Annotated in this window: 20 protein-coding genes; 15 read left to right on the forward strand and 5 right to left on the reverse strand. The window is 57.5% G+C overall.

Going from position 1 to position 26969, the window contains the following annotated elements; genetic code table 11:
* Positions 1-15: 15 nt before the first annotated feature.
* The 8 genes from ACE1BR_RS05420 (at position 16) to ACE1BR_RS05455 (ending at position 13423) form a co-directional block, all read left to right on the forward strand.
* Positions 16-1239 carry a hypothetical protein gene (locus ACE1BR_RS05420; protein ID WP_374868281.1) on the forward strand — a complete coding sequence of 408 codons (1224 nt, stop codon included), beginning with the start codon at positions 16-18 and terminating at the stop codon, positions 1237-1239.
* A 53-nt stretch (positions 1240-1292) separates the two neighbouring features.
* A complete protein-coding gene (locus ACE1BR_RS05425; protein WP_374868283.1) occupies positions 1293-1604 on the forward strand; it encodes a hypothetical protein in 312 nt (103 codons plus the stop codon).
* 10 nt (positions 1605-1614) lie between these two features.
* Complete coding sequence (locus ACE1BR_RS05430; RefSeq protein WP_374868407.1) at positions 1615-2247, forward strand: hypothetical protein; 633 nt, start codon at positions 1615-1617, stop codon at positions 2245-2247.
* 10 nt (positions 2248-2257) lie between these two features.
* Entirely contained in the window at positions 2258-2638 is a 381-nt protein-coding gene (locus tag ACE1BR_RS05435; protein ID WP_374868285.1) for a hypothetical protein, read from the forward strand.
* Positions 2638-2877 carry a bacteriocin gene (locus tag ACE1BR_RS05440; protein WP_374868287.1) on the forward strand — a complete coding sequence of 80 codons (240 nt, stop codon included), beginning with the start codon at positions 2638-2640 and terminating at the stop codon, positions 2875-2877. The genes ACE1BR_RS05435 and ACE1BR_RS05440 overlap by 1 nt, the downstream gene beginning before the upstream one ends.
* Before the next feature lie 59 nt (positions 2878-2936).
* Positions 2937-4289 carry a hypothetical protein gene (locus tag ACE1BR_RS05445; RefSeq protein ID WP_374868289.1) on the forward strand — a complete coding sequence of 451 codons (1353 nt, stop codon included), beginning with the start codon at positions 2937-2939 and terminating at the stop codon, positions 4287-4289.
* A gap of 132 nt (positions 4290-4421) precedes the next feature.
* Positions 4422-13148 carry an LPD38 domain-containing protein gene (locus ACE1BR_RS05450; protein ID WP_374868291.1) on the forward strand — a complete coding sequence of 2909 codons (8727 nt, stop codon included), beginning with the start codon at positions 4422-4424 and terminating at the stop codon, positions 13146-13148.
* 71 nt (positions 13149-13219) lie between these two features.
* Complete coding sequence (locus ACE1BR_RS05455) at positions 13220-13423, forward strand: hypothetical protein (protein WP_374868293.1); 204 nt, start codon at positions 13220-13222, stop codon at positions 13421-13423.
* 838 nt (positions 13424-14261) lie between these two features.
* Here ACE1BR_RS05455 and ACE1BR_RS05460 read toward each other — a convergent pair.
* Positions 14262-15482 carry an MFS transporter gene (locus ACE1BR_RS05460; RefSeq protein WP_374868295.1) on the reverse strand — a complete coding sequence of 407 codons (1221 nt, stop codon included), beginning with the start codon at positions 15480-15482 and terminating at the stop codon, positions 14262-14264.
* A 465-nt stretch (positions 15483-15947) separates the two neighbouring features.
* Between ACE1BR_RS05460 and ACE1BR_RS05465 the strand changes: the two genes are divergently transcribed.
* Positions 15948-16160, forward strand: coding sequence for a DUF3955 domain-containing protein (locus ACE1BR_RS05465; RefSeq protein ID WP_374868297.1), 213 nt, complete (start codon positions 15948-15950; stop codon positions 16158-16160).
* A 190-nt stretch (positions 16161-16350) separates the two neighbouring features.
* On the opposite strand, the gene ACE1BR_RS05470 is transcribed toward ACE1BR_RS05465, so the two are convergent.
* Positions 16351-16629, reverse strand: coding sequence for a hypothetical protein (locus ACE1BR_RS05470; protein ID WP_374868299.1), 279 nt, complete (start codon positions 16627-16629; stop codon positions 16351-16353).
* A 154-nt stretch (positions 16630-16783) separates the two neighbouring features.
* On the opposite strand from ACE1BR_RS05470, the gene nfo reads away from it, so the two are divergent.
* Positions 16784-17626 (forward strand): deoxyribonuclease IV, encoded by an 843-nt coding sequence (gene nfo, locus ACE1BR_RS05475; protein ID WP_374868301.1) that lies wholly within the window; start codon positions 16784-16786, stop codon positions 17624-17626.
* Positions 17627-17723: 97 nt separating this feature from the next.
* On the opposite strand, the gene ACE1BR_RS05480 is transcribed toward nfo, so the two are convergent.
* On the reverse strand, positions 17724-18629 hold the full coding sequence (locus tag ACE1BR_RS05480) for a LysR substrate-binding domain-containing protein (RefSeq protein WP_374868303.1): 906 nt from the start codon (positions 18627-18629) through the stop codon (positions 17724-17726).
* 102 nt (positions 18630-18731) lie between these two features.
* Here ACE1BR_RS05480 and ACE1BR_RS05485 point away from each other — a divergent pair, with 102 nt between their 5' ends.
* The 4 genes from ACE1BR_RS05485 to ACE1BR_RS05500 all read left to right on the forward strand — a co-directional run bounded on the left by ACE1BR_RS05485 (position 18732) and on the right by ACE1BR_RS05500 (position 23170).
* Positions 18732-19724 carry a TDT family transporter gene (locus ACE1BR_RS05485; RefSeq protein ID WP_374868305.1) on the forward strand — a complete coding sequence of 331 codons (993 nt, stop codon included), beginning with the start codon at positions 18732-18734 and terminating at the stop codon, positions 19722-19724.
* A 254-nt stretch (positions 19725-19978) separates the two neighbouring features.
* Positions 19979-20968 (forward strand): lauroyl-Kdo(2)-lipid IV(A) myristoyltransferase, encoded by a 990-nt coding sequence (lpxM, locus tag ACE1BR_RS05490; protein ID WP_374868307.1) that lies wholly within the window; start codon positions 19979-19981, stop codon positions 20966-20968.
* A 150-nt stretch (positions 20969-21118) separates the two neighbouring features.
* Positions 21119-22114 carry a lauroyl-Kdo(2)-lipid IV(A) myristoyltransferase gene (locus tag ACE1BR_RS05495; protein ID WP_374868309.1) on the forward strand — a complete coding sequence of 332 codons (996 nt, stop codon included), beginning with the start codon at positions 21119-21121 and terminating at the stop codon, positions 22112-22114.
* A gap of 195 nt (positions 22115-22309) precedes the next feature.
* Positions 22310-23170, forward strand: a complete 861-nt coding sequence (locus ACE1BR_RS05500; protein WP_374868311.1) for a PA4780 family RIO1-like protein kinase — start codon at positions 22310-22312, stop codon at positions 23168-23170.
* Positions 23171-23227: 57 nt separating this feature from the next.
* Here ACE1BR_RS05500 and ACE1BR_RS05505 read toward each other — a convergent pair whose 3' ends face one another.
* Complete coding sequence (locus ACE1BR_RS05505) at positions 23228-23797, reverse strand: GNAT family N-acetyltransferase (RefSeq protein WP_374868313.1); 570 nt, start codon at positions 23795-23797, stop codon at positions 23228-23230.
* Positions 23798-24295, reverse strand: a complete 498-nt coding sequence (locus ACE1BR_RS05510; protein ID WP_374868409.1) for a prolyl-tRNA synthetase associated domain-containing protein — start codon at positions 24293-24295, stop codon at positions 23798-23800.
* Positions 24296-24488: 193 nt separating this feature from the next.
* On the opposite strand from ACE1BR_RS05510, the gene ACE1BR_RS05515 reads away from it, so the two are divergent.
* Complete coding sequence (locus tag ACE1BR_RS05515) at positions 24489-26933, forward strand: DNA polymerase II (RefSeq protein ID WP_374868315.1); 2445 nt, start codon at positions 24489-24491, stop codon at positions 26931-26933.
* The last annotated feature ends 36 nt before the right edge of the window (positions 26934-26969 follow it).

Raw genomic sequence — 26969 nt, forward strand, 5'->3', positions numbered from 1 at the left:
GGACTGACTGAAAACATGCAGATCCTGACTGGCCAGAAAGGAGACCGGCTGGATAAAGCGCTGACTCTGCGCGAAGCAGCAGCCATTGGCATGATCAACCTGCGTCGCAACAGCAGCGGTGCTGTGGTGCCAGAAGTGCCACCAGATAAGTCAACTGATCCTGTGTGGTCTGGTGTGCAACCGCCAGTTGCTCCGACGAGTGTTACCGCTGACGAAGCATTTCATACCATCACCCTAACTTGGGATATCCCAGGGTATAAAGGACACTCATACGCTGAGATATTGCGGGCAGAGGTGGACAATCCCGCCATCGCAGTGGCGATCGGTACAACTCTGGCGAATGTCTACTCTGACTCCGTAGGTAAGGGATATAGCGCCTATTACTGGGTGCGTTTCATCAACAAGAATGGACTGACAGGACCACTTCATAGCACTGCAGGCTTGAAGGCCAAGACTAGCCCTGACGTGGATGAGATCATTGCCTCAGCCACCAAGTTTGCAATCTATAACCCGGCAAACCCGAGTGCGAAAGAGATCATATTCGGGGTTACTGATGATGGCCGGGTTGCCATCAAAGAGGCGGTCATCAAGGCTGCCACCATCCAGATCCTTCACTCAGAGAAGATCACCGCCGACTACATCAAGGCAGGGGTCAGTATCAGTGCTCCCTTGATCACTGGCGGCCAGCTCGATATGGGGGATTCCTTCATGGCTGGAGGCTCTGCAGGTTTTGGCAAGGGCGGGCCATATGCTGGTTGGGGCTGGGGTTGGTACACCATGATCTACTCCGATGGCAGCCTGTTCACCAACCGCCTGCGGGCGGAGGGCGGATATGTCAAAAATATCACCCTGGGTAATTGCACGATTGAGCAAGATTGTGTTGTTAAAGGCACAGTTTACGCAGAGAAAATAGTAGGTGACGTAGTCAGGATTTATGACGCATCTGGTGGCGGAAATATAGTTATTGAAACGCAAACTTTCGCTAGGAATGTCATTTTTACAATAATTCTTAACTCTGGTTCATATTATCGAGAATGCCAGGTGATGCTTGATGGAGTAGTTATTGGCAGTGGTAGAGTTCAAGCATTCTCTATTACCAGCGGCTTTGCTCCAAATTCAAAGTCACTTTCAGTAGCTGCGCTATTGTCTGCCAATGTTGACCATACAATCAGATTTAATAGCTGGGGTGAGGGTAATGAAACATCTTCATCATGCATGGTTGTTATTGCCAAGGCGTAAACATGAACTCGGAAAAAATTAACTGTATAGCTACGGCATGTGGTGATTTAGAAATGCCATCAAGCATCGCGAACGCCATCCAAGAACGGAGGGCGTTTTTGTTTGTGCGTGGCGATGATGGCTTTGTCCTCAAGCCACTGGCTGAGAATGGCGTCACCGGTGTGCTGGTATGGGTCGGCTGGGGAACCGGCGGAGCACCGGAGAGGCATCTGCCCGAGGTGAAGCGGCTAGCGCGCATGGTCGGAGCCCGTTGGCTGCGTTTTCATTCTGCTCGCAAGGGCTGGCTCAAGCTGGCGCCAAGAATGGGGTGGGTTCGTCAACAGGATGATGCTGACGGCCTCTATGTGTTTCAGATCAGCCTGTGAGAGGTGGGTGATGGGGAAGGGTGGCTCGAATGAAATCAAGGAAACAGAGGCCCAGAAAGCTGCCGCGGGTGTGGCGATGGAACAGTGGGATCTCTACAAGAACGACCTGCAGCAGTATGAAGGCCTCTTTATGGACAAGGTCGATAACCTCAATCGCGAACAGCAATACGACAAGGTGGCTGGAACAGCAGCCCTTGGTACAGCTCAAGCCTTTGGCGAGGCTCGCTCTGGATTAGCGGACGACTTGGCTGCCGGTGGTGTAGATCCGACTAGCGGTAAGTACCAGGCAGCAATGGAAGGTTTGGAAACAGACCAAGCTCTGAGCCAGACAGACACAACCAACAGAGCTCAGTCCAGCCAGCAAGATCTCTATGTGGCAGGTCTCAAGGATGTGGTGAGTATCGGTGCTGGTCAGAAGGCAGAGTCTCTCGCCGGTATGGGCGACGTGGCTAATACCAGTTTGCGTAAGGCGATGAGCGATGCCCAAACCTCGTTTCAGGATAAGCAGGCAACGGCAGGATTGGTGGGCACATTAGCCGGCGGGGCGACCGCTTATGGGCTTGGGCAGCTGAAAGCCCCTGTTGTGGCAGGTAGCAAGAAGATCAGCCCGACCGCATCCGTGTTGCAAAACAAGGGTTACTAAGGGGTAAACGATGGGATATGCCGCAGACACTTACGCAAAGATTACCCGAGAGCAATATCAGGATTGGAAGACCCGCTTCTATCCCAAGCAGAAAGAACTGATGGAATTGGCCACTAATGGCAAGTTGCTCCAGGACCAGTTGGGGAGGGTCGATGGGAATAATGCCAACTCCCTGCGCTCGGCCCAGCAAGCCACGGCCAATCGCAATGCCCGCATGGGGGTTGCTGCCCCCTCACTTGCCAGCGACAACAGCCAAGGGCTGCGTTCGGCCTTGATGACAGCGGGTACAGAGAATGGTCTGCGTGAGCAGGAGCAGGCTCGACAGATGGGGATCTTGACCGGAGCTGATGCTGGGCTGCGTGATGCAATCAAAACGGGAGGCAAGGTCTAATGGGTTACGGAATTCTTGATATCGGCGCTCAGACGCGCCAGCAGGGGATGGCTGGCCTGCGTGATGCGGCAAGCCGAGAGCAAGAGGTTGAGATGGCAAACAAGGGCCTCAAGTCTGCTCGTAAGGCCCAGACTATGAGCGCAGTCGGAACGGGCGCCGCAGTTGGCACCATGGTCATGCCTGGCATCGGTACTGTGATTGGTGCTGGCGTAGGTTTTCTGGCTGACAGTCTGTTTTAAGGGGGTAAGTGATGGGCGTATCAGGATTGGCAGAGGGGTTCTTGGCCGGATTCAATACCATGGACCGTTATCAGCGTGGCCAAAAAGACGATGAGCGTATGGATAAGTCCATGAGCTTGCGCGATGCCATGTGGCAGAACGAGCAGGATCGGCAGCAAGTTGCTGACGAGCGCTACCAAGAAGGTATGGAGTACGGCAAGGATCGTGACAAGGTAGCCGACGAGCGCTATGACAAGCAGTTTGCACTGACGGAGCGACAAGTTAAGGCTTCTGAAGCGCGGGCGGGCGCCGCAGAACGTCGCGCCAGCGCCGGCGAAGCACGTCAGCAACAGGAGTATCAGTGGCAGCGTGAACAACGTGAGAAGCAACTGTTCCAACAGGAGAATTATCCGATTATCCAGTCGGGCTGGCAGGCTGTGGCTGAGGGTAAAGACCCCGGAGATCAATTCTGGGGCGTTGTTCGTGACAAGCGGGCAGGGTCCTACAATCCTGAGCGCTATCTGCAGCAGGGCTATGCTGAGGCCGGGAAGACCTTTGTCACCTATGCTGGCAACCTGATGCGCCAGGCACAAGAGGGCAAGCTGGACCCCTCAACGCCAGAAGGCCACGCCATGGTTAACGATCCAAAGTTTATCAAGGCGGCTGGGACCCTCTATCAGGATGAGGTCAATAAGGGGGTGGGGGACATTGACCCTGACACCGGGAAGACCATCACCGCCAAGCAGCTCCACAACATCATGATGACCCCGGACGGACGCGGGGTGCTGCTGGGGGTGGAGGTCACCTATGACGATGGCAGTAAAGATGTGCGACCGGTCACCAATAATCGGAGCTCGTCACCTGATGATCCCCCCAAAGTGATCCCCATCAACGACTTTTTGAAGCCTGCGTACCAACGAGCTGCCTTGGCAAAGCACATGATTGATAATGCAGACCAGCTGCGGGCCTCGCTTGGCCTGGTTGCAGGTCCAGATCCGGGCGGTTATAAGAAGGCTGTGACTAATCTTGAAAGCCAGCACGGGCAGAACCGGGCGCGGATCTCTTCAAGCAACACTGAGGACAAGGATATCCAACTCGAGGCTCTGGATGCCCAGCTTGAGCAGAGCAAAGCTGCTTTGGCAGACACATACGGCATGACCAGCAAGCGTGAAGACGTGACCATCAGCGCGCCCATTAAGGCGTTTGTAGGTGAGGACCCTGACCGACTGCAGTTTGTGAAAGAGGCGAACCAGCACGGTAAGCTCAATAGTCTGCTTGAGAGCCCGGCCAGAATGAACACCGCGTTCGAGATGTGGCGCCAGCAGGCCGCCAAACAGAAGAAGGCAGAGCAGGCGACGGTAACTGCCACCCGACTGCGTGACACGACGATGGACGCCTATAAGGCGATGAGTCTGGCCCAAGGGCGCCAGTAGTTGCCTTTACCCCCTCCCAGCGTTAGCATCTTCCCATAGTCGGCCAGTCTGTTTATTGGCCAGCACTCCCCCATTCAAGCCCTGAACGGTTCGCCGCTCGGGGCTTTTCTTTTGCCAAAAATCGAGGATGCCATGGATAAGCCTGGACTGCGTGATGCCCTGCCACAGCCGCAATCATCCGATACCCGTAATGATCCGTTCTGGCGCAATCTGGATAGCAGCCTGTCTGCCGCTTCTGTTGCCCAGCAGCGCCCTGTCGCCGCCTCGGCTCGCAATCTTGATGTGGGGCTTGGGGATGTAGCCCGAGGCATTGGCGCTGGCGCACTTGACCTTGTCGGCGGGATCGGTGAGCTTGCTGGTCAGGCGAGCAAGTTTGGCAAGGAGCAGGGTGGCAAGAATGCTGAGGAAGTTGCCAGTGATGGCGGTGACTACCTGGAGCAGTCACGCGCCAACATGGCTCGTAAGCTCAGCCCCGTATTGGACTTTGTGGCGGGCGCCGGGGGGCTGGCCAAATCGGGAGCAGGATCACTGACCGAGGGGATGAGCGATGATGCTAAAGAGGCAATCAACCGCCGTTTGGTCGATGAAACTCCCGAGGGGCGCCTTACCATGGGGGATGGCGCTGGTGATATCGATGTTTGGGCCATGAAGATGGCGCAGGGCGTTGGCTCTTTGGTGCCAACCTTGCTGGCCGGTGGCGTGACCGGTGTTGCAGCCAAGGCAAGCATTGGACGGGCGGTGACGGCTTCAATGGTCAAGCGTGGCGCCACGCAGCAGGTGGCCGAGGCGGTAGCAGCCAAGACCGTCTCCAAGCTTGCCACTGGTGCTGCTATCACTACGGGGGCAACTGGTTCGGTCGGTAGTGCTGGGGTGAATACCAAAGATACGGTACTGGGTATGAGCTATGACGAGCTCGCAGCCAGTGACACCTTCCGCCAAGCCTTCACACGCATCGACCAGGATCAGCAGACCCAACACCTATCCGACGATGAAAAGCTGACACTGGCCCGAGAAGAAACGGCCAACCTTGCCAGCCGTGCCACCATGAGCGACGCCAAGACCTGGGGCGCCGCTGCTATGGGCTCCATGATGGGTGACGCCATGTTGTTCAAGATGCTGGCAGGGAGGGCTGCTGCTGGCGGCATGCTTAAAGGCGCTGCCAAAGGGGCGCTGGGTGAGGGCTTTGGCGAGACCCTTGAAGAGGGCGTTCAGCAATATGCAGTGAACGAATCCCTCAACGAGGTGGCTGCGGCCGACATCGACCCGATGAAAGGGGTGGTATCGAGTGCGCTGGAAGGTGGCCTTATCGGTATGGGCACGGGTGGCGCTGTTGGTGCTGCTGGCGGCCTGCGTGGTGGTAAGCATGTTGGGGTGCAAGAACCGGGAACTGGTGACCCACTCACTGAACCCGTCTCGCCGGTAATAGATGAGGCAGCCCCTGCGGCAGATCCCATTCCCGTAGATGATCCTGCACAGGCGGCAGCGCCTGATCTGGCTGCTGCCGTGGATGATTTGGCGGAACCCGGGCTAACCAGTACCGAACAAAATCCGCTTGGCCCAAGTCAAAGCCAGTTTGATGAATTGAGGGATGTGCCTGCATACCTGCGCCAAGACGATACTGCCGAGCGCTTCCAAGGCATGGCTGAGGATACAGAGGTACAGCGCGCCTTGTCTGGTGAGTTCGGCCCGTCTGTGCAAGAGTTGGTCGCCGCCCAGATCAACAGGGGGGAGCAGGGACCAAGCCTCTACGAGCAGGCCCAGTCTGGCGCACTTGGGGTGGATCCGTTCGCTGGCAACAAAACTGCCTCCCAGGTTGCAGCAGAGGGGCGCAAACCGAAAGCTCTGAGGGCGCCAACCGAGCAAGAGCGAGAGATAGAGGTCTATCGGCAGACGGCAGAGCAGAAGCAAAAAGAGAGCTTGGCTCAACGGGAGACGTTACAGGATGCCACGTTTGAGCCAGGTATTGAGTCGCAGTATGCCGCAGAGGTTGCCACACAGGTTCGTGATCAAGCGATCGCGCGGGCTGGCAGTGAGACAGATTCGATCTTTGGCCCGCTTCAATCCTTACGCATTACCCGTAAAGGCAAGCCGTTTGCCAGTGAGAAAGAGGCTCTGCTAGCCAGTCGCAAGGGCAAGGAGACCCCGGTACCGCTTAATGGTGGCGGCTTTGGGGTGGCCGAGATTGTTGAGCTTGAGCAAGCAAGAACCACGCAACACGACGATTTCCATCCTAGCCAACCACAAGCAGAGGTGAGCAATGAGCCCGTTACCCCAATACCTTCAATCAGCAGTGAGCGACAAGGTGATCAGCATGGGGCAGGCCAACAAGCTGCAGCAGGTTCTGAGCCAGCCCCTGCCGAACTCACCGACCGAATTGGAGCCGGAGATCCGCCAGCTCTCGCTGCTGCTCTACCTGTACCAGATGGACCATCTCTTGATGACCCGACACTAACAACCCCGGCCACTGATGCCGGGGTTGTTGTTTCTGGGGCTGACACACCGGTAGCTCAGCCTAAGCCCTGGCATGAGGCCATTGATAACCCTGACGGTACGATCACCCTGAAAGGTGATCTGTCGGTGATCAAGCGCTGGGCCAAGGATACCGGCGTGAAGGTGATCCCAGGCAAAGGCGGGTTGGTTGTGGCCACGTCTTCGGCCGCCAAGGTGCGAGAGTTTGCCAAGCCTGCCGCCCGTGAGCCGGTGCAACAGATTGAAGCCGCTCGCGTCGAGGTGGCCTCAGCGCCTACCGACGCGCAGAAAGAGGCCGGCAACTACAAGAAGGGCCATCTCACGCTGCAGGGGCTGGATATCACACTCGAGAACCCCAAGGGCTCCAACCGGTCAGGTACCGATCAGGATGGCAAGGCGTGGCAATCGACCATGGCCCACGACTACGGCTACATCAAGCGCACGCTCGGCGCTGATGGTGATCACGTGGATGTGTTTATTGGTGATCAGCTAGATAGCGAGACGGTCTATGTGGTGGATCAGGTAGACCCCAAGACCGGCAAGTTTGACGAGCATAAGGTGCTGATGGGCTTTGCTGATGAGCAGGCCGCTCGGGATGGCTACCTTGCCAACTATGAAAAGGACTGGAAGGGACTGGGCGCCATCAAGGCCATGCCGATCGCGGCGTTTAAGCGTTGGCTCAGTGACGGTGATACCACTAAGCCTGTGGTTGCGGGCAAGGCCGAGCCACAGAGCAAGATCGCAGATTTTGGCGAGAAGATTGGTGGGGCACGCAAGGATACCTGGACGGCGTACCGCGACACAGTCGAAGGGGAGACCGCTGAACAGATCAAGGCATTACCTCTCTCCAAGGCGTGGCCGGTACCAGACTACGACAAGCTGATTGAGTCTGGAATGGATCGCCATGCGGTAGCAATTGCCAGGGCTGCTCGTGATGCTATCCCAGCCAAGCCTCGCGTCAGTTATAAGGTCGGTAATTGGGCGCAGGCGGTGAAGTCGCTGCGCGACCTGTCCCTTGGCCTGATGGATGGCACCCTTGATGCCGATGCGGCAAAGCGCGTGATCTCGAGCAGCGGCCTGCGCAGTGCCCATGCGATTCAGCACCGGGCAGACCTCTATGTGGCGGTCGGTCACCAACGAAGTCTGGCCGATCTCTCCCTCAGTCTGGGAAGTTACAGCCTCTATGAAGGGGTGAAGTACAACCCACCTAAGGGTATTTGGACCCTGAGCCGAGAGAGCAAGTCGAGTGTCTTCGGCAACTGGCCGCGGATTATCGCGTCAGGGGCGAGTAAGGCTGAGGTGATTGCTGCGTTCAAAGATCGCTATGACCAATTGACGCAAACGGGTAGTAAACCCAAAGCCATCTCATTTGCCATCTACAGCCGCCGTAATGGCCAAGGTTGGATCGTCGGGAAGAAGGTGGGCCGCAACCACCTAGACCTGACAGAGGCATTCGATAGCGTCAGTGATGCCAGAAAGTACCGGGATAATCACTATGACGAGCTGGTCAGCAAGCTGGAAAAGGCCAAGGAGATCCCGCATGAGCGCCGTGACACCAACCAGCCTCGTGTGGGGGAGGACATGCGGGGTGGGGCCGACGTTACCCCTGATCTGTTCGGTGAGGCATTTGGCTTTCGTGGAGTGGAGTTCGGTAACTGGGTGGAGCAGGGCCGTCGTCAGCGGGACTTGAACAATGCCTACGATGCGTTGATGGATATGGCGGCAGTGCTGGGGATCTCCCCCAAGGCGTTGTCACTCAATGGTGAGCTGGGACTGGCGTTCGGAGCCAGGGGATCTGGTGGGGTTAATCCGGCAGCGGCTCACTATGAGCATGGGAAGGTGGTGATCAACCTCACCAAGATGAATGGAGCCGGTTCGTTAGGTCATGAATGGTGGCATGCGCTTGATGGCTACTTTGCCAGAACCCGGGGACAACCAGGCGACATGATGACTGAGGCACTGGATGTGTCTTTGGCGGCCCGGGAGAGCCCATTCGTCCATCGTGGCGCTGTTCGTAAAGAGATGATCGAGGCCTTCGGTGCCGTCAACCGGGCCATTAAGCGCACCGCGCTCAAAGAGCGGTCGCGCAAGCTGGATGACAAGCGTAGCAAGGCGTACTGGACCACCGAGCGTGAGCTGAGCGCCCGGGCGTTTGAGTCGTACCTGATAGCCAAGCTGCAAGACCAGAGTGCCAGTAACGATTATCTGGCCAACATTGTCAGTGAGGCGTCCTGGGATGCAGAAGCTGCGCTGGGGATGCGGCTTGATGAGAGTTATCCCTACCCGACAGCCGGGGAGGTTCCTGCCATCCGGGCTGGTTTTGATCAGTTTTTTGACACTATTGAAGAGCGTGAGGAGGGGGAGCGCCGGATCCTGTTTTCCAAGCAGGCCATGGCGCAAGGCGACAAGCCAGCCAAGCACCTGACCCAGAAAGAGGCGGAGCTGGTCACCAAGATATGGTTCAGGCAGTACCAGGGGGCAAGTGGCATTGATGTGCAGATCCACGCTACCCAGGCAGAGCTTGAGCGGGCGCTGGGGCTCGATGCCAAAGAGGGGTTGATCCGGCGAGCGGCGTTCGATGACGATGCCAGCACTCTGCATGTGGCCGCCGACACGATTGCCAGCCCTACCCGGATGCGTGAGATCTTGCGCCATGAAGTGTTAGCCCACTACGGCCTTGCCAATGTGTTGGGCGATGGTGAATACACCAAGCTGATGAGCCGCCTGATCCAGTCCAAGAAAAACCCCAGTATGAAGGCCGTATGGGACTGGGTAGATACTCACTATGCCGACGAGGATATCGGCGTACAGGCCGAAGAAGTCGTTGCTCATTTGGCTGAGTTAGAACCAAGCGCTTGGCGCAGTGGCTGGGATCGGGTCGTTGCCTGGGTCACCAAAGCCCTGCGCTCAGTTGGTTTTGTGCCTGATGGTATAACTGCTGCTGAGGCTCGGACCCTGATCGAGGGGCTGGGCAAGAAGATGAAACGTCCCGATGCCAGCCGGATTGGGGCTGATGGCGATGGGTTGTGGTTCAGTGCTGAACGCTCGCCCTGGAAGGAGGGCTTCCCTGAGGTCATTTTGCACGGCCGGTTGGGGGATGCGACCAGCCACCCAGATTATGAGGCCGCCAAAGGTGGAGATGATGCTGCAGCTCGGAGACTGGTTCGCGAGGTGCTATCACCGGATGCGATTAGGCAGCTCAAGGAGGTGATTGGTAGTCGCTCAGCCATTGCCCTCGGGGTACACGCTGAGGAGGCCGTTAGCCGCAATGCGATCCCCAGTGCAATGGCAGATATCTTGGGCAAGGTACTGAGCATCGAAGTAGATCTGGAGATCATGCAGTCTGCCAAGGTTGGGCGCACGGCGCAGGACGGCTTTGGTCGGTTGGCAAATCAACCCGGCTTTAATGGCCCAGTCCGCAAAGACAAACCCTATCTCATTATGGATGACACCCTGACCCAGGGCGGCACCCTGGCTAACCTCAAGGGGTACATTGAGAATCGAGGCGGGGAGGTGTTGGCTACAACGGCATTGACCGGCAAGCAGTATTCCGCCAAAATCGCCATAGATAGCTCAACCCTTGAGCAGTTACGAGAACAGTATGACGGCACAGGCCTTGAAGCGTGGTGGCAAAACCGATTCGGCTACGGCTTTGACTCCCTCACCGAGTCCGAAGGTAGATATATCCTTCGTGCCAAGGATGCTGACAAAGTCCGAGATCGAGTCGCTGCGGCAGGACCGCAAGCGCCGGCACGAGGCGAACATGATAGCCCTCGAGACGATGGATCTCTCCCGCCTGATGGTCTGAAATTCAGCCAAACCAATACCGTCGCTGACAAGGCGATGGAAAAACTCAATCTGGGCCCCAAGCCTGACATCATTGATAACACCAAAGCCAACCTTGCCAAGCTGCGATCGGTAGATCGCGGAGTGGTCCAGTCATGGGTTGACCGCTTCATCAAGAAAGCCAACACCGAAGTGCTCGATGCCTTGGCTCCCATCAAATATGCAGAGCAAGCCGCAGGTATTACGGACGCTGCCGACTCTGGCTATATCGCCGCACGGATGGCCACCGGTGCTGCCTCTACCATGCAGGCGACCATGCTCTATGGCCTGCCGGAATGGAAGGATGGGGTGATCCAGCGCAAAGCCGGAACCGGTGAGAAAGATGCGTTGCTGGGGATCTTCTCTGACCTGGGGGCTGACCTGCATAACTGGCTTGGCTGGATGGCCGGTCACCGGGCTGAAATCCTGCTGGGGCAGGGGCGTGAGAACCTGCTCGATGCTAATGACATCGCTGCGCTGAAAGGCGTTGGCAAGGGCAAAGAGGCCAAATTCATCGAGGCGAAGTCCCGTTGGAACCGGCTCAATGCCGCCACGCTGGATCTGGCGCAGGAGGCCGGGCTCTTTACCGCTGAGGCGCGGGCCGAGTTCGAGAGCGAGTGGTATATCCCTTTCTTCCGAGAGTCGGAAGATGGCGATGTGATCGCTCCCTTCAAGCCGAAGGGGATCGCCAACCAGAACGCCGGTATTAAGAAGCTCAAAGGCGGTGAGGCCAACACCAACGATCTGCTCGAGAATATCTTCACCAGCACTAGCAAACTCATCGATGCCTCCATGAAGAACATGGCAGCGCAAAAGACAGTCTGGAACCTGGCGGATACCGGTCTCATCGAGGTGGTGGCCAAGCCAAACATGATGGATTGGCGGGCGCTCAAGAACGGCAAAGACCTGATCACCGTCAAGCTGGAAGGTGAGGACTACATGATCCGGGTGGAGGATCCTGACCTTTACCGCGCCATGACCTTCTTCGATCGCCAACCATTTGGCTCAATGATCAACGTGGCAGCCAAGGCCAAACGCCTGCTGACGGCGGGGGTGACCGCATCCCCCGAGTTCATGCTGCGCAACTTTTTGCGTGACTCGCTCTCCAGCTGGGTGATCAGCAAGGATGGCTTCAAGCCGGTGATCGACTCCATAAAGGGGGTGAGGAAAACCTTGGCCATGGATGGCAGCACCATCGACGTGATGTTCAGCGGTGCCAGTTTCCTTGGCGGCTACGTCAACGGCAATGACCCCACCGCCATGGCTGATACGGTGCGCAAGTCGCTGCGCCGAAAGGGGATGACGCCAGAGCAGATCGCCAGATATGAGAAGTCCATCATCCGAAATGCGGCCCACGCCAAAGGAGTAGTAGCCGACGTGTGGGAGAAGTACAACAGGCTTGGTGAGGGGCTGGAGAATGCCAACCGTGAGGCGGTCTATGACGCAGCCATCAAGGCTGGCAAGAGCCATGCCCAAGCCGCCTTTGAGTCGAAGGACTTGATGGATTTTTCAATGCTAGGGGCGGGCCGAGCAATTCAAGGCGCGGCCATGGTGCTGCCGTTCTTCAATGCCCGCCTTCAGGGGCTGGGCAAGCTGACCCGTGAGTTGCGTGACAACCCGCGCGAGATTGCCAAGCGTGCTGGCATGATCACCGCCATGTCGCTCGGCCTGCTGGCTGCCAACTGGGACGATGAGCGGTATGAGGAACTGCCTGACTGGGACAAAGATACCAACTGGCACTTCTTTATGGGTGATCAGCACTTCCGGATCCCTAAACCGTTCGAGATTGGGGTGATGTTCGGCACCATTCCCGAGCGTATGGTGCGAGCCCTTGGCGACAAGGACACCGGCGCTCAGTTTGGCAAGGCGGTGGCTCGGGCGATCGGCGATACCTTTGCCCTCAATCCTACCCCCCAACTGGTCAAGCCGATGGTGGAGGCCGCCTTCAACTATGACAGCTTCCGAGGTGGTCCCATCGATGGCCCTCAGGATTTGGCTGTGCGTGCCGAGGCCCGCTACAACGAGCAGACCAGCTTGCTGATGCGCGAACTGGGCGATCTGTCAGGCTTCTCACCCAAGCAGTTGGAGCACCTGCTGATCGGCTACACCGGCACTATGGGCAGCTATGTGATGGCGGCGGCAGACGGGTTGATCCGCGCGGCCCGCCCTGGTGAGTCAGCCAGCTGGCGTGCCGACGAGATCCCTTTGGTGAAGGCCGTGTACCGCGGTACCGGGCCAGCCAAGTCAACCCAACACATGCAAGAGTTCTACCGAATGCTCAGCGAGGTGAATCAGCTCAAACGCACTGTTGATCAGTACCGTAGTGAAGGGTTAACCGATAAGGCCAACGTATTGTTGGAAGAGCAGGGAGGGATCTTGAAGGCCCGACGTAGCTTGAGTCGAACCCAGCAGCAAGTTCGGGTGGTTCGCAACAAGATAGAGCTTCTCCAGCGTGACAAGACCCTGGGCGCCGAGGAGAAGCGCCGGCGCATTGATGAGTTACTAGCACGCAGAAATGACCTGGTGTTCCAAGCGGTAAACCATAACCGGCAAAACTGGGAGTAGCGCAATTGCGGCCCTGGTTGAGTGGTACTCACGGGGATAGGGTGGAGGCTTTAACCAGTGAGGACTCGACCATGTGGATACTGCTTGCGCTCGTATGTATGGTGCTGGCGCTCAAGACATTTAGTTTCAGCTTCACGCTGGCATTGATCCCGTTTGCCTTGGGGTGTTTGTGCTTTAGCCAATCCGATCGAGAGAGCCTAGACAACTTTATGGCCTTCGGCTTCATGCTGATCCTGATAGGTTTTGTTGTGCTAATTGTTATTAGTTTCTGGTGATATTTCGATCACAGTTTTGACAAAGAGAGAGGGGGAATGGAGAGGGGTGGTTGATTTTAATACTCCGCTGGAGTGAAAGGTGATAGCGTCCCTTCTGTACTGTATGTGCATACAGTGTTTTCACAGTCGAGAGATTGAGAGGCAACACGGGGGGCCACAGGATGGAATTAATACTGGCGGAACTTGACGCGTATCTTGAGGACGTAGATCTAACTCTTCAGGATCGGGAGGCAATCGCGCGTATTTTGGAACGACTTCGCGATGAAGCTACCGCGTTATGACATGACGGAATTCAAAATTGGCCCGCCACTGTGCGGGTTTTTCTATGTGCGCTGTCCAGGTCTGAGATGTGTTCAATTGATGCTATGCAAAAACGGTGAAAACTATGGGTCATAAATGGGTCATATATGGGTCAAGCTTTCGACCTAACAGATTGGATGTGTGACATCGACATTATCATTATCCATTGATTATTAAGCGTTTTAGCTAACAGAGTTGATTTGTTATCATGGCTCAGGGTTTGGCTTCAAGATGCCCTTCTAAGGCATAATATCCTGTAGAACCAACCTTTTATGCTTTCATTTTTTGCTCGTGGGTTATATCTGGGTCAACAAAACCCGGTTTCTCAGCCAGTTCATCCCTGTCATCGGGATTGTCGTTGCTAACCTACTGAGCATACATGGTGCGGTTCATCCCCAATCTTTATGGCCAGGTTGCTTGGCAAGGTTGGCTGGGTGAGCTCCCGCCATCAGAAGCATTGAGGCATAGCTGTGGCGCAGCTGACACGTTCCCTATGTGTCAGCTGCGCTTTTTGTTATGAGGCAAGCTCGGCAGGCCCTTAGGAAGCTTCTGCTGACAGCTCGGATCGCACCTCTGATGCCGCACGAAGTATCGGCAGTCCCATCATTGCAATCACCACCATCGATAGCCCGGATGCAATGGCCACGCCGAAGCCCGCGCGCGCACCATAGGCATCGATAACCAGGCCAGCCAGTAGTCCGCCAAGCGCAACACCGATGCTGATGCCTGTCGTCATCCAGGTCAGTCCTTCGGTGAGCCTGGCAGCGGGCACCACAATAGTGCCAAGAGTCATGACAATCACCATCGCCGGTGCGAACGAGCAGCCGGAAATTAAGATCATCACCGCCATGATGTAGACGTTCGGTGCGAGGATTGGCAATAGGGCCGTTCCGGCGGTGACCACGATCCAGAACAAGAACTGCTTCTCCATTGGCAGGGCAATCCTCAATGCGCCAAAAGTCAGCCCCGCCACCAGTGAACCCAGGGCATAAGCTGCCAGGATGAAACTGGCTGCCGTTGGCCAGCCTTGTTCATTGGCGAATGCGACGACGGCAACGTTGGTTGTACCGCCGATCACGCCCATAGCCAGAAGCGCCAGAATGATGATGCGAAGGCTCGGGATCTGTAAGATTGACTCTCTTTTTCCTCCGGTGTGTTTCGCCAGGACGACCTTTGGCTCAGTTTGTCGTTGCCGAATAAAGACGGTCACGCCAATAGCGAGTAGTAAGGTCGCGGCAAGTGGTCCAGCTTCAGCGAAGGCACTGGTACTCAAGATGATGGCAAGAGGAGGGCCAATAATAAAAACGATTTCAGTCAGGACGGTGTCCAGGGAAAATGCGGTATGCAGTTGTGGCTTGCCACGGAAAAGCTCTGTCCAGCGGGCCCTCACCATCGCTGGCATACTCGGCATCGAACCTGCCAATACGGCAAGGATAAACAGAAATGGCGTTGATGCTTTCATATAGGCCGCAATCACGAGCAATAGCAGCATACCAATGCTGAAGGTGGTCACCAATGGCAGTACCCGGCTCTGGCCATATTGATCTACCAATTTTGATACCTGCGGACCTAACAGCGCATTGGTGAGCATAAAGGTGCCAGAGACCGCGCCTGCCAGCCAATAGAGATGGCCTTGTTGTACCAGCATGGTAATGATGCCAATGCCCATCATGGCATTTGGCAGACGGGCAATTGAACTCGCGATCACCAATCCCTTGACACCGGGCGTGGTCAAAATTTCGCGATAGGGGTTAGCCATAATATCTCCATGTTGTAATGCGCTGATGAAAAACGTCCTGTAGTCCTGCTGATTTGTCGTGGTGAAATTCACGGTCGTGCTTTTTGCCAATTGCGGGTTAGCTGACAGAAAGGAGCAGGAGATAGTGGTTATCCTTCCATACAATCATTTGAAAGTTCGTTTTGCCAGAGAATAATTCTTAAGCGTTGACGCTGATTACGTGATGATCCGAACGCCCCATCATGGGGGCGCCGGTCTGGATTGGTCCGCCACTGTGCGGACGTTTTTTTGGGGTTCTCACTGTGCTGGTATTGGGGCATGGGCCGGTGTTCGCCAGAGAGAATTGATGGTATGCAGCTACGGCGAACGCTATCGCTCAGGTGGGGCAACTGCGTCATGGGTGATATTCGCCCATCCACTTCACGATGGCTTCACATTGGGATGGAGAATGGGTGACTCGTTCAATTCAAGATACAGGAGTGGCTGATGATAACGCGTATAGGTGCTGTGCTGGCGGCCATGGGAGTGCTCTGTCTGGTGGCCTTTGAACTGATTGGTTCTACCGTTGATGAGAATGGCCTGTTGCATGAGCCGTTTGCCTTGATCCCCATCGGTTTGTTGTTGCTCGGTCTGGCGTTCTTGTTGCTGCTACCCGGGCTGATCAAGCGCGTGTGGTTACGCTGCAACGGGCATAAATAAGGTGTTCGAGGGGGTGGTGTTGACGGTGCTACGGGATGCCTGAACTTGAGCTAGGCATCCCGCGGATTACCACTGCGCAGGAGGGATGTAACCATGCATCGAGATGATCAAAGGTGCGCTCTGTGATCTCATCGGTCTTGAGTCAGGTTGGGCAAAAAACCAGACACGTTGTCAAACACTCTTCGCCATCTTATTTGGCGTTGAGAAACAGCTCTTCAATCGACATCGGGGTGTTGAAGTAGTGCGTCACGGCATTGGCAAGATAGGGCAGCAAGTCATGCCCCCGGATCTCGTCCGCCAGGTGGCTATCCGGCTCTGCCTTGAAACGGGGGGCATGCACGGTTTTGCCCTGATCCTCGAGGAACCGGGCAATCCCTGCTGCTGATGCCGTCGCCCACTGGCGATGGGGGGTCAGGGAGGCAAATTTCAGCAAGGGTTCAGCGGGGTTATCAATCATCTGCAGGTTCATCTCAAGCTCCTCGGTAATGGAGTCCACATCATACGGTTCGACCCTGAATGAATCCTTTACAGGCAGCAAAAACGATCAAGGCTATCGACTATTCCGGTTTGGCGGGAATGGGCGGGATCGGCATAATGGCGGCTTGCCGTATTGAGGAGATTGTATGAAATATATTGGAGCCCACGTCAGTGCGGCCGGCGGGGTGGAGAATACCATCGCCCGCGCCCAGGCCATCGGGGCCAACGCGTTTGCCCTCTTTACCAAAAATCAGCGTCAGTGGCAGGCGGCCCCCTTGTCGGATGCCACCATCCGCGCCTTCAAGGCGGCCTGTGACAAGGCCGGTTTTCTGCCAGAGCAGATCCTGCCCCACGACAGCTATCTCATCAATCTGGGTCACCCCGATCCCGATGGTCTGGCCAAATCCCGCGATGCGTTTCTCGACGAGATGAAGCGCTGCGAGCAGTTGGGGCTTTGCTATCTCAACTTCCACCCCGGCAGCCATCTCAAGCAGATCCCCGAAGCGGCCAGCCTCAAGCTGGTGAGTGAGTCGATCAACTGGGCGCTGGAGCGCAGTACCGGGGTGACGGCGGTGATCGAGAACACTGCCGGGCAGGGGACCAACCTCGGCTGGTCGTTCGAGCACCTCGCCACCATCATCGAGGGGGTGGAGGACAAAAGCCGGGTCGGGATCTGCTTTGATACCTGCCACGCCTTTGCCGCTGGCTACGATCTGCGCACTGCCGAGAGCTGCGCTGCCGTCTTTGCCGAGTTCGATCAGACGGTGGGTTTTCACTATCTCAAGGGGATGCATATCAACGGCGCCAAGTGCACCTTTGGTAGTCGGGTCGATCGCCACCACAGCCTGCGGGAAGGCAATCTGGGGGAGGCGGTATTCCACCACATCATGAATGACGATCGTTTTGATCGCATTCCGCTGATCCTCGAGACCATCGATGAGTCCATCTGGGGTGAGGAGATCAGCTGGTTGCGCAGTCTGGCTAAGTGATCGTCAGCGAGCAAATCAAAGAGAGGGAGCCGTGGCTCCCTCTCTGCTTTTTGCTTTCCGCGATTGGCGTACTGATTGGCCCGAGATGAGCTGGGCATTACTCCGGGCTGATCACTTCGGCATCGTTCACCTGAGCGCGACAGAAGTGAATAAAGTGACGCAGGGAGGCGGAGTGGTACTTCTGCTTGTGCCAGATGAGGGAGAGCTGACGCGGGAAGCGGCGGGTGAGGGGGAGGGCGATCAGGCGGCCATCTTTCAGGCGATCAGAGACCGCAAGACGGGAGATGAAGGAGATGCCGAGCCCCTTCTCTACCGCCAGCATCACCGCTTCCAGAGTATTGAGTTCAAGCCCTGCCTGCCAGTTGGGCAGGGCAGGCTGGATCTGCTGGATAAACTGTTCGCGACTGCCGGATTGCAGTTCGCGCAGCACCCAGGTTTCACCACCCAGTCGGGAGAGGGAGAGATCCACCTTGTTGGCAAGGGGGTGGCCGGGCTGGGCGACGACCAGCATCTCATCTTGCAACCAGGGCTCGGTGATGAGGTCGGGGTGGTGATTTTCACCCTCGATCAGGGCCAGATCCAGCTCGAAGTTGGCCAGCGCATGGCAGAGCAGATGGGTGTTGGTGATGGTGACCTTGGGGGGCAGCCCCAGCTCATGTTTGCTGGTAGCGAGCAGGGTGGGCAGCAGATAGTTGCCGATGGTCTGGCTGGCCCCCAGGCGTAACTGGCCACTCGGCTCGGCATCGGGGCGAAACAGATTCTCGATATCCTGCATCCGGGTCAGCAACTCTTCGGCAGCCGGTTGCAGCAGACGTCCCTCGTTGTTGAGCTGCAATCTGGGGTGAATGCGGTCAAACAGCGGGGTGGCGAGCTGGCGCTCCAGCTCCTGCAGTGACTGGGAAACGGCCCCCTTGCTCAGAAAGAGCTCGTTGGCGGCAAGCCCGAGATTACCGTAACGGGCGATGGTGGCGAACACTTTCAGCTGCTGCAGGGTCAGTTTCATGGTGTTTGGTATTCCTGAATGATTGATTTAATTCATTTAGATATCGTAAACGATACGCGGCCATTATCCTATCGCCATAGTCATCAATAGAAAGGTGTCATCATGATCGCAAGAACCCGTAAATCCCTGGCTGCCGCCCCAACCCCCATGGCGGGTCTGGCGCTCGGCATCGCCAGTCTTGGTTGGTGTTGGGAGAATGCTGGCCAGTTCGATGGACGCATGCAGCTGTTGGGCGCCGCCGTTGCCGCCGTGCTGCTGGTGATCCTGACCTTCAAGTTCCTGCTTCACCCCCGTTTGTTGCTGCAAGATCTGGCTCACCCTGTAGTGGGCAGCGTGGTACCGACCTATGCCATGGGCACCATGGTGGTCTCAAAAGCGCTGGGGATGCTTGCGCCGCAAGCAGGTGAGGCCCTCTGGCTGTTTGCTGTCGCGGTTCACTTGTTGTTCCTGGCCACCTTTATCTGGCATCGCGCCAAAGAGTTTGAAATTCACCACATGGTGCCGAGCTGGTTCGTGCCGCCGGTCGGGATCATCGTGGCTGACGTTGCCTTCCCGGGTGGTCAGTTTGCATCGCTGGCCAACGGTCTGCTCTGGTTCGGGATCGTCTGCTACGGTCTGATGCTGCCGCTGATGCTCTATCGCCTGATCTTCAGCCATGAAGTGCCGGATGCAGCCAAACCGACCATCGCCATTCTGGCGGCTCCTGCCAGCCTCTCTCTGGCCGGTTACCTGACCGTCAGCCATGAGCCGTCGCTGCTGCTGGTGGCTGTGCTGCTGGGGATCGCTATCCTGATGACCGGCATCATCTATCTGGCCTTCATCAAACTGCTGCGTCTGCCCTTCTCTCCGGGTTATGCCGCCTTCACCTTCCCGCTGGTGATTGGTGCCACCGCCCTGTTCAAAGTGGCCCATCTGGTTGAAGGGTTTGCGCAAGCGGCCCACTATGTGGAGCAGATCAGACTGCTGGCCCACTTCGAGCTGGGGGTGGCCACCGTGATCGTCGGCTATGTGGCACTGCGTTACCTGATGTTCTTTCTGCCGCAGCGTGACGCTCAAATGAACAACGGTATGGCCCGTCAGGGTGCCCATCGTTAACAGCTGACAGAGTGACATCGCGACATTGTCAAGCAGTACGCTCCGGGAGCGACGGGATAAGCGACCGGTCATATGATGGATGGACCAAGAGCCGCCACGCCGGTCGAATGGTAAGCAAAATGCCCCGCACTGCGGGGCATTTTTTATCGATCTCTGATGTGGCCTTGATGTCGGGCCGTTATTGATGAATTTAACTGGTATTACCTGTCAGGACGACTACAATGCAGCACCACTTTTTTGCTCGATCCCGATACATGTCCTCCCAAGACCCCGTATTTGACTCCTCTTTTGAAGCTCGTTTTCTGCATCCCCGCTACTGGTTCAGCTGGTTGGCACTCGGCGTGCTGATGTTGCTGGCCTTTGTGCCGGTGCGATTGCGCGACCGTTTGGCCGAAGCCTTGGCGCCGCTGGTGTTTCGTATCTCGAAAAAACAGATCTATATCGCCAGAACCAATCTGGAGATCTGTTTCCCACAGAAGAGCCCGGCAGAGCGCGATGCCATTGCACTGACCTCAATCCGGGTCGGCCTCAAGAGCCTGCTGGGATTTGGCGAGTTCACCATGCGCAGCCAGCGCTATTTGATGAGCCGGATGCAGGTGAGTGGTTGGGAACATATCGAGGCTGAGCGTGCCGCCGGTCGTCCGGTGATCCTGGTGGTGCCCCACACCTGGCCAGTGGATGCCGCCGGTTACTACTTCACCCAGCGCGGGGTGCCCATGTGCACCATGATGAAACGGGCGCGCAATCCGGTCTTTGACTGGCATCTCAACCGGGCGCGGGCCAAAAATGGCTGTCGCGTTTATGAGCGCAGCGCCGGGATCAAGGCGGTGATCAGAACCATCAAGAGCGGACGCAGCTTCTTCTATCTGCCGGATCAGGATCATGGTCGCGAGAAGAGTATCTTCGCCCCCTTCTTTGGCTACCCCAAGGCAACCCTGCCTGCCTTGCCCCGTCTGGTGCAGGTCAGTGGTGCCAAGGCGGTGCCGCTGCTCGCCTGCTATGACGAAGAGAATCACTGCTACCGGTTGGAAATTGAGGCACCGTTCGACAACTATCCCACCGAGGATGTGATGGCCGATACCTGCCGGATGAACGACATGGTGCAGCAACAGCTGACCCGTCATCCTGGTCAGTACATGTGGTTTCTCAAGATATTTGATACCCGTCAGGATCAGGAGGGGCATGATGGCCTCTATGAGGCGGGTATTCAGCGGATCCGTAAAGGGTTGTCCCCGCACGAGTGAGTACCGCTTTTCGTTCATTAAAATGGCCCCAGGTGGGCCATTTTTTATGCCAACTCGTCTGAACAGCCCCTTGCCGGTCCGGTAGCCATGGCCGCAGGGTAGAAAAAAATGTCAGGATAACTACAATAACCGTTTGTTTTTGATGACTTGATGGCCGCCATGTCCTCGTTAGATCCGGTATTTGATACCTCATTTCATATTCGTCTGTTGTATCCCAAATGGTGGGGTAGCTGGTGCGCGCTGGGTCTGCTCTCTCTGCTGGCATTTACCCCGGCAAGGCTGCGGGATCGCTTTGCCGATCTGGTTTCGCCAACCTTGCTGCGCTTTTCGAAAAAGCAGGCCTACATCGCCGATACCAATCTCAAAATATGCTTTCCCGCTCTGGATGACGCCGCTCGGCAGGCGCTGTTGCTCAAGTCGATCCGGGTCGGACTCAAGACCTTTATGGGCTTTGGCGAGCTGACCTGGCGCAGTCCGGCGCACCTGATGCGCAACATCAAGGTCAGTGGCTGGGAGCATATCGAGGCGGAGCAGGCTGCTGGCCGCCCGGTGATCCTGGTCGTCCCCCATACCTGGGCAGTCGATATGCTGGGCCGCTACTTTCCGCTACAGGGGATGAGCATGTGCACCATGATGAAGAGCCCGAAAGATCAAGTGTTTGACTGGTACATCAATCGTGAACGGGCCAAAGGGGGCAAGGTGTATGAGCGCAGTGTCGGCATCAAGCCTGCGATCAAGTCGATCCGTGCCGGCGCCAGCTTTTTCTACCTGCCTGATCAGGATCACGGCCGCGAGGCGAGTGTGTTTGTTCCCTTCTTTGGCCACCCCAAGGCAACGCTACCCGCGCTGCCCAAGTTGGTAAAACTGACCGGCGCCAAAGCGGTGCCTATTTTTGCCAGCTACGACGAGGATCAAGGGTGCTATTTGCTAGAGATCGAGCCGCCGTTTGACCCCTATCCCACCACTGATCTGCTGGCAGACGTCAATGCTATGAATCGGGTGGTGGAGAGGCAGGTCGCCCGTCATCCCGAGCAGTACATGTGGTTTCTCAAAATCTTCGAGACGCTGGAACACCAGGAGGGGAATGACGGCCTCTATGAAGCGGGTATTCAGCGGATCCGTCAGGGCTTGCCGCCCGAACCTTGAAAGTTGGCCCGCTTGCGGGCCATGTTTGTTGCTATCGGGTACAGGTCGGGATGGCTTGTTACCGGTGGTTTTTCAGGCAGGCGGGTGGACAAAAACAGGTCAAAAAGAGGATAACTGGGTGTCATACGAAAGGGATAGGCAGGTGAGCGTGCGCGAAGCTATCTTCGAGAGCGGAAATAGGGTAAAAGGGCGGCCATGAAAATTCCAAATCGAATCCAACCTTTGGTTGATGACGGCCTGGTCGATGAGGTCGTCAGCCGGTTGATGAGCGGCAAAGAGGCCGACGTCTATGTGGTGCGTTGCGGCGACGAGATCCGCTGCGCCAAAGTCTATAAAGAGGCCTCCAAGCGCAGCTTCAAACAGGCCGTGGTCTATCAGGAGGGGCGCAAGGTGCGTAACAGCCGCAGCGCCCGCGCCATGGAGAAGGGCTCCAAATACGGTCGCAAGCAGCATGAAGAGGTGTGGCAGAACACCGAGGTTGACGCCCTGTTCAAGCTGGCGGCGGCCGGGGTGCGGGTCCCGCAGCCCTATGTCTGCCTCGATGGCGTGCTTTTGATGGAGCTTATCACCGATGAGGATGGCAATGTCGCGCCACGCCTCAACGATGTGGCCCTGACCCCCGAGCAGGCGGTCATCGATCACCACAAGGTGATCCGCTATGTGGTACGCATGCTCTGCGCCGGGCTAATCCATGGCGATCTTTCGGAGTTCAACGTGCTGGTGGATAGCCAAGGTCCCGTTATCATCGACTTGCCCCAGGTGGTGGATGCCGCCGCCAACAACCAGGCCAAGGCGATGCTGGAGCGGGACGTCAACAACATGCGCAACTACTACGGCATGTATGCCCCCGAGCTGCTCAACACCCGTTATGCCCAGGAGATGTGGGCCCTGTTTGAAGATGGCAAACTCACCCCCGAGAGCGAGCTGACCGGCCACTTTGAAGAGAGCCGTGCTGCCATCGATCTCGATTCGGTGCTGCACGAGATCGAGAGTGCCGAAGAGGAGGCCTATGCCCGCCAAGCCCGGATGAAGGCAGAGCAGGAAGACAGTTACTGAGGGTTTGCTACTCTCGCCACCAGAGCGCCTTAGGGGCGCTCTTTTTGTTGCCGGGCTTTATTTCCGGGAGCGACCTGTCGGATCGGACAGGGGCAATATTTGGAACATCTCCAGCCAGCGGCGATCTCCTGGATGGAAGCGTCGTCCCAGCGATACCCCGCCAGCCGTCGCAATCACCTTGCGGGAGGCCAGATTATCTTCGCCACAGCTGATCAGCACCGGCTCGCTCAAAATGTGTTGCTGTACCCAGCCCAGCAGCATCGCGGCTGCTCCTTCACCACGGCGGGAGGGGCGGGTTTCGTAACCGATATGGCCCAGCCACTGGCGGGTGGCCTCATTGTCACCGTGGCGCAGGCGCAAGGTGGCGAGGATCTCCCCGGCATCGAGGGCAAAATAGGTTGTGGTCGCCAGGTAGCCGCTGGGCAGGTTGTGCCCCCGGGCGTGATCCAGCAGGCCCTCTAGCCAGCTGTCCGGATCAAATTGCGCAACCTGATAGAGTGGCAATCCGGCTTCGGCACACTCGGTGACATAGCGGCGATAGGCGGCGGCATCGGCCAGTCGGGCTGGGCGGCATTCGAAGCGGGTCTGCGTTGGCTGGACTCGCACAGAGAGGGTTGCTTCGGCCATTTAATCTGCTGCCACGACAGGCAGTGCCATGACGTTGGCCTCCCGGCCGAGATGCGCCAGCAGGCGGCGCACGTCGTCGAGGCGGATAAGCAGGGTGGCGGTATTGACCAGCGGGTGGCACTGCACCCGCTCGGCCCGCCAGATGGTCTCGTCCACCACCAGCTCCACCGCGTTCTCCCTGTCGCGCACCATAGCGAGCAGGGTGACCGAGCCCGGGGTGAGGCCAAGCACGGCCTCCAGCCGCTCGGGCGAGCCAAAACTCAGCCGTTTGACCCCAAGCTTTGCCGCCAGAGCCTTGAGATCGACCCGGCTCTCTTCCGGACTGACGACCAGAAACAGCCGTTCGCTTTTCGGGTCGCGCAAAAAGAGGTTTTTGGTCTTGGCTGCGGGCAGGTTGGGCAGTAGACGGCTGGCCTCCTCACAGGTGAAGACGGGGGGATGATCGAAACGCTGGTAGGGAATGGCCAGCTGATCCAGCAGAGAGTAGAGCGCCACCATGGCCTCCTGATGTCGGGTGAAGAGTGGGATGTTGAATGAATAGCGAGTCGCCAACGGCAGTAGTTGCCACACTGGCCGAGCTTACCAGTTTGCAGCGCTCCTCGCAGCTTGAGGTGGCCATTGCGGCTAGGCGTGCCAATTGCAGCAAAGCACTGTATGAACGTACAATACTCCCATCTCCATGTTGATCCCGATGACTTGCATGACCGACAACCCGCCCATCCCATCCATTACCCCGCCGTGCGACGGCTTTATCCTGACCCGTCACGGGCGGGATGTGCGCGGCCGCAACGGGCATGCCGCTAGCACCGAGATCGTGATGTGGCTCTGGAGTGCGCAGGGTCCGGTGCGGGTGGTGGTGCCGGGGCAGGAGCCGGTATTTTTTCTGCCGCAGAGCCATATGGCGGAGGCCGCGGAGCTGTTCAAAGGCGCCGGGGTGAGCGGGCGGTTTCGCCGCCTGCCGATGCACACCTTCGACGGTCGCCCTGTGGTGGGCTGCTATTTTGCCACCCTGAGTGCCTTTCATCGCGCCATCGAGCTGTTGCTGATCCGTGGCTTGGAGCACTTCGAGGCGGATATCCGGCTGCCGGAGCGTTTTTTGATGGAGCGCTTCATCACCGCTGGCGTGCGTTTCGATGGCCGGACGGTGCAGAAGGGAGGCAAGCAGGGCTACTGGGAAGTCAACGAAGCACGCTGCGCGCCGCAGGCGGTGACGCCAACCCTCTCCTGGGTGTCGCTGGATGTGGAGTGCGCCATGGACGGTGCTCTCTTCTCGGTCGGTCTTTACAGCGAGCAGGATGCGCGGGTCATCATGATTGGTACCCCGGAAGCGGATGCCGACAGCTGGGGCACCTTGGTCGAGTGGGTGGCGGACGAGAGTGCCCTGCTGAGTGCGCTGGAGCGCTGGTTCAGCCTGCACGACCCCGATCTGGTGATTGGCTGGAACGTGGTCAATTTTGACTTTCGTCTGCTGCTGCGCCGCGCCGAGCTCAACAAGCGCCGCCTGCGGCTGGGGCGAGGGCGCGAGCTCTGTTTCTGGCGCTCATCCCGCAACGATCCCCAGACCGGCAACGTCATCATCCCCGGGCGCATGGTGCTCGACGGCATCGACACCCTCAAAAGCGCCACCTGGCAGTTTGCCAGCTACAGTCTGGATGCGGTCGCGAGCGAGTTGCTTGGCCGTGGCAAGGATATCGAGGATGTGGCCAATCGGGGGGAGAAGATCACCGAGCTGTTCCACTCCGACAAGGAGGCGCTGGCCCGCTACAACCTGGAAGATTGCAAGCTGGTGTGGGAGATCTTCGACTACTGTCACCTCATCCCCTTTGCCATCGAGCGTGCCTCCCTCACCGGCCTTGAGCTGGACCGGGTGGGGGGCTCGGTGGCGGCGTTTACCAACCTCTACCTGCCGCGACTGCACCGCGGTGGTTACGTGGCCCCCAATCTGCCTGCCGATAGTGGACTGGCGAGTCCCGGCGGCTATGTGATGGACTCCAAGCCCGGTCTCTATCGCCACGTGCTGGTGCTCGATTTCAAGAGCCTCTATCCCAGCATCATTCGCACCTTCTGCATCGACCCCATGGGGCTGGTGGAGGGGCTGCAACACCCAGAACACGCCATTCCCGGCTTTCGCGGTGCTATGTTTTCCCGCGAGCGGCACTTCCTGCCGGATCTTATCGCCACCCTGTGGGCGGCGCGGGATCGGGCCAAGGCGGCCAGCAACAAGGCACTCTCCCAGGCTATCAAGATCATCATGAACTCCTTCTACGGCGTGCTGGGTTCGGGGGGCTGCCGCTTCTATGATCCGCGACTTGCCTCATCCATCACCCTGCGCGGCCACAGCATCATGCAGCAGACCCGCGAGTGGATTGAGGCAAAGGGGTTCGAAGTGATCTATGGCGATACCGACTCCACCTTCGTCCATCTGGGTCGTGAGACCAGCCCGCAGCAGGCCGAACAGATTGGCCGCGAGCTGGCTACCATGATCAACGACAACTGGACTTCGCTGATCAGGCGCGAGTTCGACCTGCCGAGCTATCTGGAGATCGAGTACGAGACCCACTACCGCCGCTTTCTGATGCCGACCATTCGCGGGCTGGAGAAGGGGAGCAAGAAGCGCTATGCCGGGCTGGTTGGCAAGGCGAGCGAGGGGCAGGAGGGGGGTGAGCAGCTGGTGTTCAAAGGGCTCGAATCGGTGCGCACCGACTGGACCATGCTGGCCAAGCAATTCCAGACCCGCCTCTATGAGCTGGTGTTTCACGATGAAGATCCCAGCGGCTATGTGCGTACCATGGTGGATGAGACCCGGGCTGGCCTGCACGACGATCTGCTGGTCTATCGCAAGCGGCTGCGTCAGAAGCTCGAGGAGTATCAGAAGAATGTGCCGCCCCATGTGCGGGCGGCACGGCTGGCGGATGAGGAGAACCTGCGTCGCGGTTTGCCCCTGCGTTATCAGCATCGGGGCTCCATCGCCTATCTGATGACCCTCAATGGCCCCGAACCGCTGGAGTACCGGCGCAGTGCTATCGATTACGAACATTATATCGACAAGCAGTTGCGGCCCATCGCCGACGCCATCCTGCCCTTTATCGGCGAGTCGTTTGACCGGATCTGTGGCCAGCAGCTGGATCTTTTCTGATTGGTGCAAGATGGCCCTTTACTTCCCATGAATACT

The organism is Aeromonas sp. MdU4 (assembly GCF_041929505.1).
Lineage (GTDB): Bacteria > Pseudomonadota > Gammaproteobacteria > Enterobacterales > Aeromonadaceae > Aeromonas.